Genomic DNA, 17,483 nt, shown 5'->3' on the forward strand with positions numbered 1-17,483 from the left:
AGTTGGGAGAAAAAAGAAAATAAACTTTTTGAAAAAAGCTCTTGAAAATTAATCTAAATCTAGTAACATGGGTAATATCTTAAAATAAAATGAAAGAGAGGCATCCAAAAGATGACAGGTAAAGGCAAAATTTAGTTCATTCTTGAAAGCAAATTCTATTTCTTTGATTGCAACAGCTTCAGCGCGAATTATTGCCCCTTTGGGCAAGTAAAACGATTTTTCCGCGCGTAAACCGAGTAGCAAAAGCAACAAAGAAAGAGAAGAAGATCATGAACAAATTGCATAAATTATTAGTCGTAGCGTCATTAACCTTAACTGCTGGTGCTTTGTCAGCCTGCAGCTCATCCTCAGCTTCCAAGGCTAAGCTGAAGTCCCAGCTCAACTGGATGACTACCTCAGAGATCGAAACGATGGATCCGTCCAAGGTGGTCGATACCACTGGCGGGGAACAGCTCAACAATGTTATGGAAGGCCTGTACAACCTGGACGCAAATTCCAAGCTGACTCCAGGCGTTGCCAAGTCCTCAAAAGTTTCAAAGGACGGCTTGACCTGGACCTTCTACTTGCGCAAGAACGCGCGCTGGTCAAATGGCGACCAGGTAACCGCGGCTGACTTTGTTTATGCCTGGCGGCGGACTTTGGATCCTAAGACTGCTTCTCAGCAAGGGAACCTGTATGATGGGATCAAGAATGCTGATGCAGTAGTGGCTGGCAAGAAAAAGCCAAGCTCATTGGGGGTCAAGGCTGTTGGCAAGTACAAGCTGGTTGTCAGTCTGGAGCACAAGCTGCCGTACATGAAGTATCTGGTAGCCAGCGGACTTTTCCCGCAAAACCGGAAAGCTGTAGAAAAATACGGCAAAAAGTACGGCACAGCTTCTAAGTACATGGTTTACAATGGGGCTTTCAAGCAGACTGGCTGGACGGGTTCAAACTTGAGCTGGAAACTGGTCAAGAATCCCTACTACTGGAACAAGAAGTCAGTCAAGCTGCAGACAGTTTCCTACAGCGTGCAGAAGACGCAGTCAACGGACCTCAACCTTTATCAAAGCGGCAAGCTCGATGCGGCACTGCTCAGCAGCCAGGCGGCCAAGGCTATGAAGACCAGCAAGGCTTACACGGTTCGCCGGCAAGGGAACACCCAATACCTGACTTACAACGTATCTAAGTACAAGTTCCTGCAAAACGTGTGGGTAAGACGGGCCCTTTCAATGGCTGTTAACCGGCAAGCTTTGGTAAAGACGGTTGGCGGCGAAAACACTGTTGCCAAGACATTCTCCGCGCCAACAGTAGTTGCCAGCGGGCAAAAGTTCGCGGCTTACGTTGAAAAGCGCAATCCAAACAATGTCTACATGACTTACGACAAAAAGAAGGCTGCTGCATACCTGGCAAAAGGCTTGAAGCAACTGGGCATGAAGAAGCTCAGCTTCACCTTGACAGGCGATGACGACGATACTTCCAAGCAAACGACTGAATACCTGCAAAGCTGCTTCAAGGCTGCTTTTGGCGATAAAGTTGATGTTTCAGTATCAAATCTGCCAAAGACTACGCGGGTCAGCCGGATGCTTAACGGCCAATACCAAGTCACTTTAACCGGTTTAACCGGCGACTTCCCGGATCCTTACAACTTCTTGAAATACATGCTGACGGGCCAAAGCTACAACTTCGGCAAGTGGTCAAGCAAGGCTTACGACCAAGCCGTAAACAAGTCACAAACCGCGACTGGCGCAAAGCGGCTCAGCTACCTCTTGCAAGCAGAGGAAGTTTTGACCAATCAGCAAGCCTTATCACCGCTTTACCACATGGGCCAGGCCTGGCTTGTCCGGCCAACGGTTCACGGTGTTGTCTTTAACGGCGGTTCTTACTGGTTTGCCCACGCTTACGTTTATGAAAAATAAACCGTTAACTAGATTGATTTTCAAAAACTGAACGATTAAGGCGGCAGAGAGTATAGAAAGAAGAGACTTCTTATGACTAAGACGACTTTTGTTAACTGTAATTTATTTGTTGGGACGGAAGACGAGGTAAAGAAAAATGCTTGGTTTACCGTTGATGACGCGACTGGGAAAATTATTGAGCTCGGTCAAGGCGAGGCGAAAGCTGCCGACAAGACGGTATATCTTAATGGCCAATACGTGATGTCTGGTTTGATCAATGCCCACACTCACATTGGTATGGATCCTTATGCCAAGCGGGCTTATCCAGAAACTGAAACCAATACGACTGTGGCAGCTTTGGAGAATCTGCGGTTAGGCCTTCAAGGCGGGGTGACTTACCTGCGCAGCTGCGCGGTTGGTTTTGACGTTGACATCAAGTTGAAGCGGGAAAGAGCACAGCATCCTTTTGAAGGGCCGGGGATCATGCCATGTGGCCGGGCAATTTCAGTAATTGGCGGTCATGGGGATGCCAGAAATGGCGAAAACAACGAATTTGAGTCATCCTGGCTGGTCAACGGACCAGATGAAATGCGTAAGGCAGTCCGGACTCAATTTAAGCTTGGGGCAGAAAACATCAAGTTGATGGCTACCGGCGGGATCATGTCGACGACTGACCAAGTTGATGATACGGAATTGACTTTTGAAGAAATCAAAACGGCAGTTGAGGAAGCCCATTCCAAGCACATGACGATTTGTGCCCACGCACAAGGAGCGCAAGGGATTCACTATTGTGTTGAAGCAGGCGTTGATTCAGTAGAACACGGTTTCTACGTGACTGACGACGACATTGAGACCATGAAGGAGAAGGGGATCTTCCTTTCACCAACTTTGATTGCTGGTTACCAGGTTGCCAATCTGCCAGATGACGCGCCGGACTTGACCCTGTTCTCAATTCAAAAGATGCGGAATGCTTTGGATGATTTTTACACTCATGTAGGCCGAGCAATCAAGGCTGGGGTGAAATTGGCTTTAGGGACTGATGCAGGGACTCCAGCCAACCCATTGAATCAGACTTGGAAAGAACTGGTTGAACTTACCAGAGCCGGGGCAAGCAATTATCAAGCTTTGCGGGCCGCCGGCCTGGGCAGTGCTGAACTGCTGAAGATCGACCAGGAATACGGCTCACTTGAGGTTGGCAAGTATGCTGACTTCCTTGTGTTGAAGGATAATCCACTGCAAGATGTGGCAGCGGTAGGTCAAAGCGATAAGCAAGTATACCAACACGGACAAAGAAAGTTTTAGTGAACTTAACTCTAGACAGATTTCTGTCTAGAGTTTTTATTTTTGGGGAAAAGAAACTGGCGTTCGGAAAAATATGGTGGTAGAATAAGAGCAGAAGCAGAACGTGAGTACGGCTTAGGGATGAGATGCAGGAGGTAAGTGTTAACTGCTTGGGAGATAGGATAGAGAAAAAATTTAGTTTTTTGTAAAAAATGTACTATTTATGGTACAAGAATTATGGGGTGTGCTATAATTTTGGGCAAAACAAGCAAGTTGATGTAGAAAATCTGAATGGGTTAAAGTCCTTATGTTTTCGAAATGGGGGTGAAGAAAATGGATGAGCAAGGGTACGTAATCGTCGACAAAGATACAGGTTTGTATTTCGCGAGAAACTGTTCTGAAAGGTATACTGTCCGCATTTGGCTGGCGTCTAAGTACCAAGAAGAAAAATATGCCCAGAGAATGCTTGACATGATAAAAAAGAGTCCGGCTGCCTATAAAACCGCAAAACCTGAGAATCTGACCTTACAGCTCTGTAATCTCAACGGCCTGAAAGAAAAGACACCAGAGGAGCTGCTGTCAAGGGAACAGGAAGAAGAACTTCAAGCATTCATGCAAGAGATCGGTCGGGGCACGGCATATGATAAGATTAGTGATTTTTGCAAGAATCCCTTGTTTATTGAGCCTTTGAGAAATCTGCTGCTGGAAAAGATCAAGCATGACACGGATGTCACCATCGATTTGCTTCACGTCATCGAGCTGACGCCGTACAGTCAAGACTTAAGCGCGAAACTGGTAAAGTTCGAGCGAAATCAAAGACTTGATCGGCGTAAGTACAAGGATGCCATGAATCTGCTTGAGCTGCTTTATCCTAAAGGGGCGGTGACGACAACAGAAGAGAGAATGCGACAGTATGTGAAACGGGTCGTTAAAATTCAGACTGAGCGCCGGGTGTATGTTGTCAGAACGCAAGAAGTAAGCAAGTCTTTTTCCGGCCTTTTCAAAGAAGAGGACGGAATGATGTATTTGGCAATGCGCAGGCCGCTTCCAAGCAAAGCTGCTGGGTTAAACTGGTTAACAGAAACAAGGAGAAAAGTCTCCCAACTGTTGTAGCTGGGAAAAATTAAGTTAAGGTGTTATTGAAGTTGGTACTTTCAATAGTACAAGCAATAGATGAAGCTGGGAAATTTTAGGGGGTAAAACGATGAAGTCAGAAGAAGAAATCGCCAAAGTCGAATTGGACGAGGGGCTTAAGGAAGTTGATGACGGTGACAAGAATGAAGCCTTGGCCAAGCTTGCGTTCATCTTTCGCCTGGAATTGATGGAGAAGAACAATCTGAGCCTTACTGAGCAAGAGGGGACGCAGTTAGGGATGGTTTTGACTACGATCATGATGGACATGACGGAGCATGGCCGCCTCACGCAAGATCAACTTGTCCAAGAATGCAAGAACATTTTGCTGCAGAAGAACAGGAGAATCATGGCAGAAGGCGATGGCCGGCTTGCACCAGGGCAATTGCAGGAACTTTTAGCCGCGAATAATATGAGTGAAGAAGAGTTTGCGGCAAGAGAATTTGAAATGGAAATAAGCAAGTTTCCTCGTGACATGGATCCAGTGATTTTGGCAACGTATGCTTTTGCCAGAATGAAGAAGCTCATGGAAGAAGAGTTTCCGAGCTTTGAAGATGACGATTATGCACACATGGCCTCGGTACAGATTACTGTTTTGGCAGATATGCTGCAGAGCGGGATTTTGAGTTACAACGATCTGTATCAAGAGACGCTGGAAGTAATCGAACAACTGCTTGGATAGGAAGAAGGAAAAATAATGATATTGATGGACAGTCTGGATGAACTGTATGAGATTGTTGACAAGACAACTAAAGAAGATGAGCTGGTCAACGACTTCACTAGAGTACGGGTTGACGTTGCTCAAGCGAGGAATAAGCTGCATTTGCTCCACGCTTTGATGGAATCGAGGAATTCGTCTGAAGAAGAGGCGATGAAGGCATTGGGATACGCGCCAGCTTCGGTAGAAAGATGCAAACAGGTAGTTGCTGATTTAGGGCACTTAAAGGAAACGGATGATAAATTTAGCGATAAGAAGTTGAGCAACGAAGACATGGTTTCTGTTTTGAATTCAATCATGACCATGGGCGGAGGGGATGACTTGCAAGAAGCCATTGAAGAACTCACTAATGAAGATCCAAATGGCAGCACAAGCATGAATGAAGTATTTACCCAACATACAGCAAAGAGAATTGCCAAAGCAAAGGCAGCGCAAAATAAGCATGCAGTTGAGTATCTGATGCAGTCTATGAATCTCGACAAGGATCAAGCAGAAACAGCATTGGGACTGGATGCTGAATAAGCTGATTTGCTGCTAGTCTTTTATATTTTGCAGATACTCGTTAAGTTGCTGCTGATCCCGGAGGACAACTACTTTGCTGGGATACTTTTTCTGGACTCGGACATAGCGGTCTTGGATATTTTTTGACCGGCCGTCCCAAAGAATCCACTTGATAAACTCAAAATCCAATTTTTCATCGCAGCCTGCTGTCATATCAGGACGGGTCTTTCCTTTGTAGTTACGATAGCGGTTGATGCAGCGAAGCAGGCAATCTTTTCTACTGAATAAGAGTTGGATAATGATGTCCGCTTCAATGATTCTGCGTTCATAGCTGAGTTTGTTGTAGTTTCCATCAATGACCCAGCCGCTAGGATTATCGTTAAGAAAAGTTTGGACGATCTTGCCTTGTTCTTCCGTTGATCTCGTTTTCCAGTTTGGCAAAAATTGGACGCTATCCAAGTGAAGAATGGGTGTGACTGCTGAAAAGTATTAATTTCATCCACTGCTAAAAAGCAACATTTCTTACCAATTCTTGATATAATATCTATATCGAAAGATTGGAAGGAAGAAACGATGAGCGAATACATGTCCATATCAAAAGCAGCTGAGTACCTTAACGTTGCCAAGTCAACTCTCCGCAATTGGGAAGCTGAGGGATTGATTACGCCGCTTAGAACTGCCTCCAATCAACGTCGCTACACTAAAGAAATGTTAGATGAAGTTCTGCAAGGAAATGTGAAGGCATCTAAGCCTAAGAAGCTGCTGACCATCGGCTATTGCCGGGTTTCTTCTGGTCATCAAAAAGAAGACCTCCAAAGGCAGAAGGACGTAGTGTCCAGATATTGCGAAGTCAATGGCTATCAGTTTAAGATCATTCAAGACGTTGGATCAGGTCTCAACTATAAGAAAAAGGGCCTAACCGAGCTGATCAACATGATCTGTAAGAAACAGTGTGAACGAGTCGTGGTAAATTATCAAGACAGGCTTGTCCGTTTTGGCTTTGAAATGATTGAGACAATCTGTCAGGCAAACGATGTAGAGCTGGTTGTCATCAATCAGACAGACAACGTTGATCCAAATTCAGAACTTGTAGAAGATGTTTTATCTATAATCACTGTTTTCTCAGCTAAGCTGTATGGAAAGAGGTCGCATCAGAATGCAAGAGTCATCCAAGAAAGCAAAAAGCTCTTCAATCAAGCAGACAGTGACAAAGACTCAGCCCAAGACGATTAGAGTCTACTCCAAAAAGTTAAGCGATGAAGAATTTGCCAGAATGTCTGACTTCTTTGAAAGATACGGCAGATGCCGGCATTTCTTTTTGAACCGCTACTGCGGTATCAAGTCGATGCTTGCGGTTAATAACTGGCAGGCTCTGCGCAACCAAGTTCGCAAGTGGGACAAGCCGGTTAAAGGCGCAAAAGGAAAGCTAGAAACAGTCTACAACTTTCAGACCAAGCACTGGGTAGGTGCTCTCCGCGAGGCATGTGCCAACATAAAGAGCATGTGGTCGAATCTGGCTAATCGTTTGAAGAAGCTGATTCAAGGAAATGAAAATCTTTCTGCAGATCAGCGCCACCTTTTGTTCTTTATCTTGAAATTTAAAAGTGCATGGCAAGCCGTTCTTCTTCACAAGCCAATTGAGCTGCCAGAAGAATACACTGAAGCTTTAACTGAAATAGAAGCTAAGCTGACGGATAAGCAAATCAAGCAAGCATACAGCTACTTACGCCGGATTACGTATCGCTATCACTACCGGGCACGCAAGTCGGGCAAGCTTGGCTCTAGCATGAATTGTGACTTGAATTGGGCATTTGAAGGAAATATTTTTTCATTCAGTTCAGACGTGCCTAGAAAGCAGTTTTCTGTGGAGATGACCAGCCCGTGGAGTTATCCACGCACCGGCGATATCACAGTAGTGCTTGACCGCATCAAGCAGCGCCTCGAAGTTCATAAGCTGATCATTAGCAAGCGTTATAGTAACAATTCAAAGAAGGCGATCGGCATTGACAAGGGGCTTGCCACCTTGCTTTCCTGCAGCAGCGGCAATGAATATGGTGAAAATTTCAGCAATCTTGCCAATGCCATCGTTGACAAGTACGGCAAGCGAAACGCAAATCGGCAGCCATATATGAGTTTGCGCTGGCTGCTCAATCAGCAGCTTGAGCAACTGGAAAAGGCAAACAAACCTTTGTCTAAGACTGCTTTGAGGAAGAAAAGAAAACTGCTTGGCAAGCTTAAGAATCTAGAGCAGAACAATATCGGTAGAAAGTCGTATGGCAAGAGCTATCGCTCAGCTCAAGAAACCGTCAGAAGCTTTATCAACTGTGCGATAAACAGAATGATCGAGACTGAGCATCCGGCTGTCATTGCCAAGGAAGACTTGACGTTCGTAAAAGAAAAAGGCGTCAAATCAGATAACAGCAGATTCGCAAGAAAAATGCGCAAGCGCTTGAATTCATGGACTAAGGGCCAACTGGATGAACGCATTGAATATCTTTCAAGCAAGAATTCGATTGAAACTCATGATGTCAATCCGGCATATACTTCTCAGTACTGTCCAATCTGCGGGCAGCATTTTGAGGAAAGATACGGCAGTCATCATGAACTGACTAGATGCAAGAAATGCGGCGAAATGAATGCGAATATCGCCGCTGCAAAAAATATATTGAGTAGATTAACTGACGAAGAAATCACGCTTTATACGCCTTACAAGCGAGTTAAGGAAATTCTTGACAGTCGGATAAAAGAAGCATAAGCCAAGTAATACTACAAAGTTGAAGGCTCTAGCATGTAAGGGCAGTCAGCTTTAACGAACTCAGTTCGGGGTATTAAAATCGCGGCTTGACTGCTTCGAGAAGGCATCACGATATGCTTGCCTGCTTTTTAGCAGGCAAGATGCCTTCAAGACTGCCATGCTAAAAGTTTCCAGTGGGGCAGATAAAAAGCTATTGGATGACGCCATTTGGCGTTGTTTGACAGCCAACCGTACTCACTGACCTTAACTTCAAAAGGTTAAAAATCTGATTTCTTTTGCCAAGTTGAATCTACCCATAGATTTCACTAGAAAGGAATATCAGAAAAACTTACCAATACTGATGTGATTATCAAGATTTAGTAAGTTTTATGATTCGGGATATGTCCAAGCAGGTGCTGAACTCGAAGTTAAAAACCCGGTTGATAAGGTCGTTGTCATTGGAACCAAGGAAAGCAACTAGTCTCAGAACAAGAACTAATCAAACTATGTAATCAAACCGCATCCCGCTAATGGGGTGCGGTTTTGCGATCTAAGGGACTATACCTTTCATGAATACCAATATGCAAGCTAAGTAATCGCCAAAATTATAGCTAAAGGCTACAATAATCATAAAGTAAGCACCCAATAGCGCGGTATCTATCAACCCCCGGGCAATAGTCATATACTGTTCTTAACAATTGAATACGGAGGAACACGATATTATGACTGAACATCCAATCGTACCGCTCGAGCTGCCGAAGGGCAAACCCAGACCTAGGAATAAGCTTCCAAAGAACAGGCTCGTTCTCAATCTGAAGTCCAATGGAGTTGAGCTGTCATTTTACAGTGATGCCACTAACGAGCTTATGCTCGAAGTCGTGGGCAGGTTCTTGAGCCATGATTAATCTGGCTGAATTAGGTCGAGTGTTCATTGTTTGCGGTAAGACCGACATGCGCCGGGGAATCGATTCGCTTGCTTACATAGTTAAGAAGAGCTTCCATCTCGATCCCTTCTCTGGAAGTGTCTTTCTCTTCTGCGGCAGCCGAAGAGATCGCTTCAAAGCACTTTATTGGGACGGCCAGGGATTCTGGCTGCTCTATAAACGCTTTGAGAACGGGAAGCTGGCCTGGCCAAACAATGAAGACGAAGTTCGAGAGTTGTCTGATGAACAAGTCATGCGCTTGATGCAAGGCTTTACCATTGATCCTAAAATTAATACCGCAAGAGCTCGTGAATTCTATTGATTTCACGAGCTTTTCTGGTATTCTTATGATTATGAATCAAGGAGGGACAGCGATCATGACCGAAAAAGAAACTTTAGCTTTAATTGAAACGCTTAAAGCTAATATCGAAGCGCTCAAAGCAAATAACGAAGAATTGCTCAAGCAGGTTGCCCTTCTTACTGAACAAGTTGCTTATTTGACTAATAAGCTTTATGGCAAGTCCTCCGAGAAGAGAGCTGTCAACCCAGATCAGCTGAGCCTTTTTGAGGAAGACAACGCCTCTCAAGATGACGAGGACTTACCCTCGCGTTACCGAAACTATTACCTATAAGAGACGCAAGCAAGTCGGCAGAAAGAAAGATATCTTAGATTCTCTGCCGGGCGAGGAAGTTCATCATCGTTTGGATGATCTTACCTGTCCAGACTGCCAGCACGAACTGAAAGAGATCGGCAGCTTCTGTGCTAGACAAGAGCTGCTGTACATTCCAGCCCAAGTTAAGAGAATCGATCACATCCAACACTCTTACAAGTGCCAGCACTGCAGTGATGAGGCACCGGCTGACAAGATTATCAAAGCTCCTGTACCCAAGGCACCGTTAACCAACAGTCTTGGCTCAGCTTCTTTGATCGCTGATACGATCTATCAGAAGTATGTTCTCAAGGTTCCTGCCTACCGACAGGAGAAAGACTTGCGGCGCATGGGCCTTCCGCTTGATCACAAGACGGTTTCGAATTGGCATATCAAAGTCTGCGAGTACTACCTCTCCAGCCTTTACGAGCTCTTGAGAAAAGAGCTGCTAAAGCTGGATGTCATTCACGCAGATGAGACGCCATATCGAGTCTTAGACAGCGAAAGAGCTAAAGACTACGTCTGGACCTTCTTATCAGGCAAGCATGCCGAGAAGCCGATTGTCCTGTATCACCATGGATCACGAAAAGGTGCCGAAGCGTGGGATTTCCTCACAGGCTTCAGCGGATACCTTCATTGTGATCAATATCCTGGCTATTTACGATTAAGCCAACAGGATGTGACTCTTGTAGGCTGTATGGCTCATGCAAGACGCAAATTCCATGATTCCTTGCCTAAAGACAAGGCTAGAGAATCAGACGCAACTTCAGTGGCTAATCAAGGGATCCACTACTGTAATCAAATGTTTAGCCTGGAGCACGCTTGGGAAGATCTTTCCGCTGAAGAGAGATACGAGAAGCGTCAGTCTGAATTAAAGCCTCTGCTAGAGAAGTTTTCCGACTGGTGCTCCAAGAAATCAATCTCCGTGTTGCCTTCCGGCAAGCTGGGGACGGCCTTCCAGTATTGCATAAAGCACATGGACAAGTTCATGAACGTTCTAAAAGATGGTCGCCTTGAACTGTCCAACAACAGAGCAGAACGAGCAGTCAAAGAGATCGTCATGGGACGCAAGAACTGGCTCTTTTCACAGAGCAGTTCCGGCGCCAAGTCCATGGCTATCATTATGAGCATACTCGAAACTGCCAAGCAAAATGGCTTGGATCAATTCAAATATATCAACTATCTTCTAGACAAGCTGCCCAATGAGCTGTCGTTATTAGACAATCAACGTCTGGAAGCCTATTTACCATGGGCTGAGAATGTTCAGCTCCACTGCAAGTAAAGTCCCATAAACTGATTAATCCCATCTTAGCATTGCTAGGATGGGATTTTAATATACTCTGCTATTGGGTGCTTACATCATAAAGAATATTAGCGGATTTTTACAAGAGAAAGCGAGAAAAAATGAAAGCAGCATATTTCGTTAAAAAGGGCCTGGTTGAAGCCCGGGAAGTTGAAGACGCGACACTTGAACAAGACACCGACGCGGTGGTTCGCGTAATTAGAGCCTGCGTCTGCGGTTCAGACCTGTGGTGGTTCAGAGGCATCTCTGACCGGCCTGAAGGCACGGTTGGCCACGAAGCCATCGGGATCGTGGAAGCAGTCGGTGACAAGGTCGACAATGTCAAGGTTAGTGACTTTGTTATCGCTCCCTTTACTCACGGCTGCATGAAGTGCAAGATCTGCAAGGCTGGTTTTGATGGCAACTGTCCTAACGTAGAAGCCGGCGGCAACAAGGGCTACCAGGCAGAAAAGCTGCGTTTTAAGAATGCCAGCGCCTTGGTGAAAATCCCTGGCCAGCCAAGCGACTACACTGAAGAACAATTGAAAGACCTTTTGACTTTATCAGACGTTATGGCAACTGGCTACCATGCTGCGGCTAGCGCGGAAGTTAAGCCGGGGGATGCGGTAGCAGTTATCGGTGACGGCGCCGTTGGTTTGTGCGGGGTTATCGCGGCTAAGCTGCGCGGTGCTGAAAAGATCATTTTGCTCAGTCACCACGAAGACCGGGCAGCCTTGGGCAAGGAATTCGGCGCAACTGACATCGTCAGTGAACGCGGTGAAGACGCGGTCAAGAAGGTTTTGGAACTGACTGGCGGCTACGGCGCTGACGCTGTTTTGGAATGCGTTGGGGCAAGCAGCTCTATTGACCAGGCTGGTCAGATTGCCCGTGCTGGTGCGGTTGTCGGCCGGGTAGGGGTTCCGCAAAAGGAACCGGAAACCAACAAGTTCTTCTGGAAGAATGTCGGCTGGCGTGGCGGGATCGCTAACGTCACTACTTACGACCAAGAAGTCTTGCTGGACGCTGTTTTAAAGGGTGAAATCCACCCAGGCAAGGTCTTCACTAAGAGTTTTGACCTTGATCATGTGCAAGACGCATACGATGCAATGGACCAGCGGCAAGCAATTAAGTCATTGCTGGTTGTGGCAGACAAGTAATTTTTTAAAAAAGGACATTAGGTGATAAAAATCGCAGAAAAACAAACTGCAGGCCGCGATCGTTTGGGCGAGTTAGCACCAAAGTTCGCGGAGCTGAACGATGACGTTTTGTTTGGGGAAGTCTGGTCAAGAGAGGACAAATTGTCGGCAAGAGACCGGAGCATGATTACCATTGCCGCACTGTTTTCCGCAGGCTTGTACCCGCAACTGAAGAGCCACTTGGAATTGGGCAAAAAGCATGGGATCACCAAGGAAGAGGCTGTGGAGATCGTTACTCAGCTGGCATTCTATTGCGGCTGGCCTAAGGCGTGGAGTACTTTCCCTTTGATTGAAGAAGTTTACGGAGACTAAACCAGAATATGCAAAAAGATCGTCAGACCACATGGGTGGAATGACGATCTTTGTTTTTGCAGGTTACTTATAGCGGGAAGGGATGACGAAGTACTTCCTATTGTATGCCGAGGCAATCCGTGGATATACGTACACTTTTCCGCCCTTAAGAGTGTAGTTCATCTTAGAAGCCTGCGTGGTGCGTAAGTACTCATCGTCAGCCCCAAGGTCTGCAGCGCCATAATAGAGTTGTGTGCCTATACTACTTTTATCGCCTTCCGCAACATCGAAAACAGTAAGCTTTTTTCCAGTCTTTAGAGAGTAAGTCCAACTGCCGATTAAAAAAGTTCCGCTTCCAGCAGGATCTAAAGCTTGATCGTATCTGAATGAGATAACGCCATTTTTATTATAAGTTACTCGCGTTTTAACTATGTCGTCGAACGTTGCATGAGAAGACCTAAAATGCTTAGATTCCCACTTTGCAAATTTAAAAACTTTCTTCTTAGTGTTTTGTTCAGCAGTGTAGTTTTTCCGTAATGACTTATTGATCTTCTTAACAACCGCAGATTTACCTTTTAGCTGTGGAAATTGGTAGCTGAAAATCCCTTTAACTCTCTTGTACTTTTTAACCGTTCGGTATTGCTTGATCGTATACTTAGCAGAGCTACTTGCTTCTGCTTTGGAACTGGTAACTAATCCTACAGACAGAGCCAATGCAAGGGCACTAGCGACAACATATTTCTTTTTCATGTTATTTCTCCAATTAGCTATTACTTGTACCGAGCAGGCAGGGTGAAAGACTTAAGCATGGTTGGGCCATTAACTTGCGGGTACACATATACTTTGCCGCTCTTCAAGACAAAGCTTAAATCCTTCAAATCCATTGACTTGAAATAGTAGCTTTCAGCCCCAAACTTTTTGGCGCCTTTAACCAACTTCTTCTTCACACTCGCACGGCTGCCCTTAGCCACATCATAAACGTTCAACTTCTTGCCAGTTTTAAGTGAGTAGGTCAAGCTATCTAAGGTGTCCCGTCGAACACCGCCAGCCCACCATTTCTTATAAGTCCGAAATGATATAACTTTGCTCTTGTTATAGATTGCCTTTGTAGTCGTCGTATCGAAATAGCTTTGGTTAGAGAATTCAGCCGCGTCTTGTTTAGCAAAGTGGAAGACAGTCTTCGAATTTTTTTCTCGGTACTATAGCTCTTCTTCATGTCCTTGTTGATCTTCTTTACCGCGGCGGAGTTGCCTTTCAGTTGCGGCAGTTGGTAGGAAAAAGTCGCCTTCATCCCATGCCTATACTTCCTAACCGACCGGTATTGCTTGATCGTGTACTTAGCTGAGTTGGCTTCTGCCTTAGGAGCAGCCACCAGACCAACAGTCACAGCCGCGGCAAGTGCGCCAGTAATTACACTTTTCTTCATAAGCTCGTTCCTCGTATGTTTGAAACAAATATTACTCTCCCATATTGTACTACTGAAACCGATTTAAAAAATCTAACTTACGAAAAAACGTCAGACCTCACATAGGAAGTCTGACGAAACTTGTTTTATCAACTTTTCCAAAAATCATCAAAGAGAATTAGTCTAACTTTTTGCCTTTCAGCCAGCTCTTTAAAAGACTGACTGCTTTCTTTAGCAAAGAAATAGAGGTGGATTTTCGTGATGCCGAATTTCGAACTAAGCAGTGCCGCCCGGCTGCGCAAGGTATCTAGCATTTGCGGGCTCAGCTTCTCTGCCTTGCGCCACTTGCATTCACCAATAATCGCTTCTTTTTTGTCATAACTCACGGCAACCAAATCGACTTCTTCTTGTCGTTTAAGGGCAGGATTGTAGCCCCACCAGCTGCTAATTTCCCGCGGGTCAAAGGGGAGGTTGTCTTGTCTCCAGGTCCATTCCCTGCAGGCTTTCTCAAAAACTGGCCCTAAAAAGTTTGGCAGATCCGCCATGATCCTTGTTAAGAGATCATTTGTCCGGCCAAGTGAAATCTTATCCTGCTGGCCTGAAATATATTGGAACCAGAACTGAAACATTGTGTCTGAGATGTGGTAGATGGCATTCTTGGTATTTTTATCAAGGATGGGCAACTTCCTTTCAACCATTTCCAGTTCTTGCAAGCGGCTGAGATAGGGGCTCAAGCTAGATGCACTGTTCAAACCGATCGCTTGGTAAATTTCATTTGGCTTTGTTTTCCCTTGTGCTAAAGCAACCAGGATCGAATAGTAAGTTGCTGGCTTTCGGAGTTCTTCTTGCAGCAGGACATTCGGCTCGTCTTGTAAAATGGCATTATTCCGCAAAAAAAGCCGGTTGATATTCTCTTCAATGCTTTTGTCTTGATCGATAAAGCTGAGATACTGTGGAATCCCTCCGGTGATGCCGTAGTAGGCTAGAAGGTCCTCATTTTTGGCAAGGGGGAGCATTTTCTTAGTGTCAAAAATATCAAACGGCCGTATTTTAAACTGGCCAGTTTTTCTGCCGTAAAGTGGACTTTGATGGCCTAATACTTGGTGCTGCATAAAGGACATTGATGATCCGCACAGAATCAGCATGATGTTGTCATACTCTTTAAAAATGTGGTCAATGGCAAACTGGAGAACTGAGCTGATTTCTGATGCTGATTGGGCGAAGTAGGGGAATTCATCCAGGACAAAAATCAATTTGCGATCTTGCATGTTCGCCAGATCCTGTACCTTGCTAAAAATGTCCCGGAAATCGCTATAGCTAAAACTGCGATCCAAACGATCGGGATTTTCGAAGTCCAGAACCGCATTGGTCAGGTAGTTTAAGTTGAGTTCTTTTGTTGCCTGGACACCTTTTGCATAAATTGCCGGCTTATCTTTGATAAACTCTTTGATCAAGGACGTCTTTCCAACTCTGCGGCGGCCATAGATGACTGCTATTTCAAAGCGAGGACTCTGATACATGTCAGCCAGGCTCGCAAGCTCTGCTTCCCGGGCAATAAAAGTTTGACTCATTATGTTTACCTCTAATCATGATTATTATAATCGTGTTTAGTCTAATCGTAATTATAGTCCTCGGCAAGAATTTTGCCGAAAACAAAAACTTTTTGCAAAAAGCACTTGCGTATTTCTGAAGATCATCTTAAAATATAATCAACTTCAAACGAAAAGACAAATTTAGAAAGGAACGATTAAAATGACTGTACGTAAACTTTGGCAAGACTGGCGTGACTAAGTGAGGCTGCATGTTATATGGTGTAGACTCACTGATTGCAATAATCTAGGGAGTCTATGCCAGGACAATCGTTTCTGAAGAAATCAAAGGACTGTTTGGCATAGTTGGTCAGACAGTCTTTTTTTGTACTCAAAATTAGATATACATGTATAGGCTCCAGCGAAACATAATTAGAAATAAATTAAAATTTATCAAACAAGGAGAACTATCATGACTGAAGCAACTGCAGAAAAGAAGGAAATGTTTTACGGCGAATTTGGCGGCCAGTACGTGCCAGCTGAAATCCAGACAGCACTTGATGAAATCGCGGATGAATTTGAAAAGGTGAAGGATGACCCGGACTTTAACGCCGAATTGAACCAGCTGCTTCGCGATTACTCAGGCCGGTCAACTCCGCTTTACTTCGCTGAATCATTGACCAAGCGCCTGGGCGGGGCAAAAGTTTACCTTAAGCGCGAAGACCTTAACCACCTGGGTGCCCACAAGATCAACAATGCCTTAGGCCAAGTCCTGATCGCCAAGCGTCTTGGCAAAAAGCGGATCATCGCTGAAACTGGGGCTGGCCAGCACGGTGTCGCTACTGCCGCTGTCGCTGCCCGCTTCGGAATGAAATGCACCATCTACATGGGGGCAAAAGACTGTGAAAGGCAAAGATTAAACGTCTTCCGGATGCGCCTTATGGGGGCTGAAGTAACTCCAGTCACCGCCGGGACCCAAGTCCTGGAAGATGCAGTTGCCGCAGCCTTCCAAGACTTGGCCCAAAACCTGGACACCACCTTCTATCTAGTCGGTTCAGCCGTTGGTCCATACCCATACCCGCAAATGGTCGAACGTTTCCAAAGAGTAATCAGCAAGGAAGCAAGACAACAATTTCTGGACCAGGTCGGCCGCCTGCCGGATGCCGTCATTGCCTGTGTGGGCGGCGGTTCCAACGCTATTGGGGCCTTCGGTGAATTCATCCCTGACAAGGAAGTCCGCTTGATCGGAGCAGAAGGGGCCGGCAAGGGGGCTGACACCCCGGAAAACGCCGCAACCTTGACCAATGGCAAGGTCGGTATCAACGACGGGATGAAGAGCTACGTTTTGCAAGATGATGAGGGAAAAATCTTGCCGGCTTACTCAATCTCAGCCGGCCTGGACTACCCGGGCATCGGGCCAGTTCACTCCTTCCTTAAGGACAGCGGCCGGGCAGAGTACTACCCAATAACTGATGACGAAGCAGTCGCTGCCTTCAAGCTCCTTTCTGAAACGGAAGGGATCATCCCCGCCTTGGAAAGTTCCCACGCCCTGGCTCAAGCCATCAAGATGGTGCCGAAAATGGATCCCGACCAGGTTGTCATGGTTAACCTGTCAGGTAGAGGGGACAAGGACGTTAACCAAGTTGCTGCCTACCTGGGCGAAGAAATTTAAGTGAAATAATATATAAGACCGGAAAGAGTCAGCATTCTCTTTCCGGTCTTCTTTTTGCCTGAAGATACGCAAGGAATTATATTGTTATCACTTTTTTCTCCTAAAGATTAGAGCAATTTTTCTATAGGTAAAAACTGGTGAAAGGTGTATTTTCGCGTTATATCGACTTTGGCTAACAATTTGATAATTTATAATCTATTCTAGTTCCCTAAAAGTGCTTATTTTCCGTTAGTAGAATAACTACAATCTAATAATAATATTATTGACAATCCAAACATTCTTGCTTTATGCTAAAG

The 17,483-nt window shown here is 45.4% G+C and carries 19 protein-coding genes; 14 read left to right on the forward strand and 5 right to left on the reverse strand.

Features of this window, described 5'->3' with window-relative positions:
• The first annotated feature begins 269 nt into the window (after positions 1-269).
• From ACYVUT_RS05130 to ACYVUT_RS05150, 5 genes are all read left to right on the forward strand, one after another.
• Entirely contained in the window at positions 270-1,895 is a 1,626-nt protein-coding gene (locus ACYVUT_RS05130; protein WP_484501584.1) for a peptide ABC transporter substrate-binding protein, read from the forward strand.
• 72 nt (positions 1,896-1,967) lie between these two features.
• A complete protein-coding gene (locus ACYVUT_RS05135; protein WP_484501585.1) occupies positions 1,968-3,176 on the forward strand; it encodes a metal-dependent hydrolase family protein in 1,209 nt (402 codons plus the stop codon).
• 312 nt (positions 3,177-3,488) lie between these two features.
• Positions 3,489-4,268, forward strand: a complete 780-nt coding sequence (locus ACYVUT_RS05140; protein ID WP_484501586.1) for a hypothetical protein — start codon at positions 3,489-3,491, stop codon at positions 4,266-4,268.
• A 91-nt stretch (positions 4,269-4,359) separates the two neighbouring features.
• A complete protein-coding gene (locus ACYVUT_RS05145; protein WP_484501587.1) occupies positions 4,360-4,968 on the forward strand; it encodes a hypothetical protein in 609 nt (202 codons plus the stop codon).
• A gap of 15 nt (positions 4,969-4,983) precedes the next feature.
• Positions 4,984-5,526, forward strand: a complete 543-nt coding sequence (locus tag ACYVUT_RS05150) for a hypothetical protein (protein ID WP_484501588.1) — start codon at positions 4,984-4,986, stop codon at positions 5,524-5,526.
• A gap of 12 nt (positions 5,527-5,538) precedes the next feature.
• Here the strand turns inward: ACYVUT_RS05150 and ACYVUT_RS05155 are convergent, their stop codons facing one another.
• Positions 5,539-5,946 carry a P-loop NTPase family protein gene (locus ACYVUT_RS05155; protein ID WP_484501589.1) on the reverse strand — a complete coding sequence of 136 codons (408 nt, stop codon included), beginning with the start codon at positions 5,944-5,946 and terminating at the stop codon, positions 5,539-5,541.
• Positions 5,947-6,078: 132 nt separating this feature from the next.
• Between ACYVUT_RS05155 and ACYVUT_RS05160 the strand changes: the two genes are divergently transcribed.
• The 8 genes from ACYVUT_RS05160 to ACYVUT_RS05195 all read left to right on the forward strand — a co-directional run bounded on the left by ACYVUT_RS05160 (position 6,079) and on the right by ACYVUT_RS05195 (position 12,602).
• On the forward strand, positions 6,079-6,738 hold the full coding sequence (locus ACYVUT_RS05160) for an IS607 family transposase (protein WP_484501590.1): 660 nt from the start codon (positions 6,079-6,081) through the stop codon (positions 6,736-6,738).
• The gene (locus ACYVUT_RS05165; RefSeq protein WP_484501591.1) at positions 6,662-8,260 is read left to right on the forward strand and encodes an RNA-guided endonuclease TnpB family protein; all 1,599 of its coding nucleotides are present in this window, start codon (positions 6,662-6,664) and stop codon (positions 8,258-8,260) included. The genes ACYVUT_RS05160 and ACYVUT_RS05165 overlap by 77 nt, the downstream gene beginning before the upstream one ends.
• 701 nt (positions 8,261-8,961) lie before the next feature.
• Positions 8,962-9,144: a hypothetical protein gene (locus tag ACYVUT_RS05170; protein WP_484499779.1), complete on the forward strand. Its 183-nt coding sequence runs from the start codon at positions 8,962-8,964 to the stop codon at positions 9,142-9,144.
• Positions 9,137-9,484, forward strand: coding sequence for an IS66 family insertion sequence element accessory protein TnpB (gene tnpB, locus ACYVUT_RS05175; protein ID WP_484499044.1), 348 nt, complete (start codon positions 9,137-9,139; stop codon positions 9,482-9,484). Before ACYVUT_RS05170 ends, tnpB begins: the two co-directional genes overlap by 8 nt.
• A gap of 55 nt (positions 9,485-9,539) precedes the next feature.
• Entirely contained in the window at positions 9,540-9,794 is a 255-nt protein-coding gene (locus tag ACYVUT_RS05180; RefSeq protein ID WP_484499045.1) for a transposase domain-containing protein, read from the forward strand.
• Entirely contained in the window at positions 9,751-11,094 is a 1,344-nt protein-coding gene (locus ACYVUT_RS05185; RefSeq protein ID WP_484499780.1) for an IS66-like element short variant transposase, read from the forward strand. The genes ACYVUT_RS05180 and ACYVUT_RS05185 overlap by 44 nt, the downstream gene beginning before the upstream one ends.
• Positions 11,095-11,216: 122 nt before the next feature.
• Entirely contained in the window at positions 11,217-12,251 is a 1,035-nt protein-coding gene (locus ACYVUT_RS05190; RefSeq protein ID WP_484501592.1) for a zinc-binding dehydrogenase, read from the forward strand.
• 30 nt (positions 12,252-12,281) lie between these two features.
• Positions 12,282-12,602, forward strand: coding sequence for a carboxymuconolactone decarboxylase family protein (locus tag ACYVUT_RS05195; protein WP_484502045.1), 321 nt, complete (start codon positions 12,282-12,284; stop codon positions 12,600-12,602).
• Positions 12,603-12,665: 63 nt separating this feature from the next.
• On the opposite strand, the gene ACYVUT_RS05200 is transcribed toward ACYVUT_RS05195, so the two are convergent.
• The 4 genes from ACYVUT_RS05200 to ACYVUT_RS05215 all read right to left on the reverse strand — a co-directional run bounded on the left by ACYVUT_RS05200 (position 12,666) and on the right by ACYVUT_RS05215 (position 15,557).
• Positions 12,666-13,331, reverse strand: a complete 666-nt coding sequence (locus tag ACYVUT_RS05200) for a hypothetical protein (protein ID WP_484501593.1) — start codon at positions 13,329-13,331, stop codon at positions 12,666-12,668.
• Positions 13,332-13,351: 20 nt separating this feature from the next.
• Positions 13,352-13,597: a hypothetical protein gene (locus tag ACYVUT_RS05205; RefSeq protein WP_484501594.1), complete on the reverse strand. Its 246-nt coding sequence runs from the start codon at positions 13,595-13,597 to the stop codon at positions 13,352-13,354.
• Positions 13,598-13,602: 5 nt separating this feature from the next.
• Positions 13,603-14,007, reverse strand: coding sequence for a hypothetical protein (locus ACYVUT_RS05210; RefSeq protein ID WP_484501595.1), 405 nt, complete (start codon positions 14,005-14,007; stop codon positions 13,603-13,605).
• A gap of 128 nt (positions 14,008-14,135) precedes the next feature.
• Positions 14,136-15,557 carry an ATP-binding protein gene (locus ACYVUT_RS05215; RefSeq protein ID WP_484501596.1) on the reverse strand — a complete coding sequence of 474 codons (1,422 nt, stop codon included), beginning with the start codon at positions 15,555-15,557 and terminating at the stop codon, positions 14,136-14,138.
• 430 nt (positions 15,558-15,987) lie between these two features.
• Here ACYVUT_RS05215 and trpB point away from each other — a divergent pair, with 430 nt between their 5' ends.
• Positions 15,988-17,187, forward strand: coding sequence for a tryptophan synthase subunit beta (gene trpB, locus ACYVUT_RS05220; protein WP_484501597.1), 1,200 nt, complete (start codon positions 15,988-15,990; stop codon positions 17,185-17,187).
• Positions 17,188-17,483 lie beyond the last annotated feature (296 nt).

It is taken from the genome of Lactobacillus sp. WILCCON 0059, from assembly GCF_057197985.1.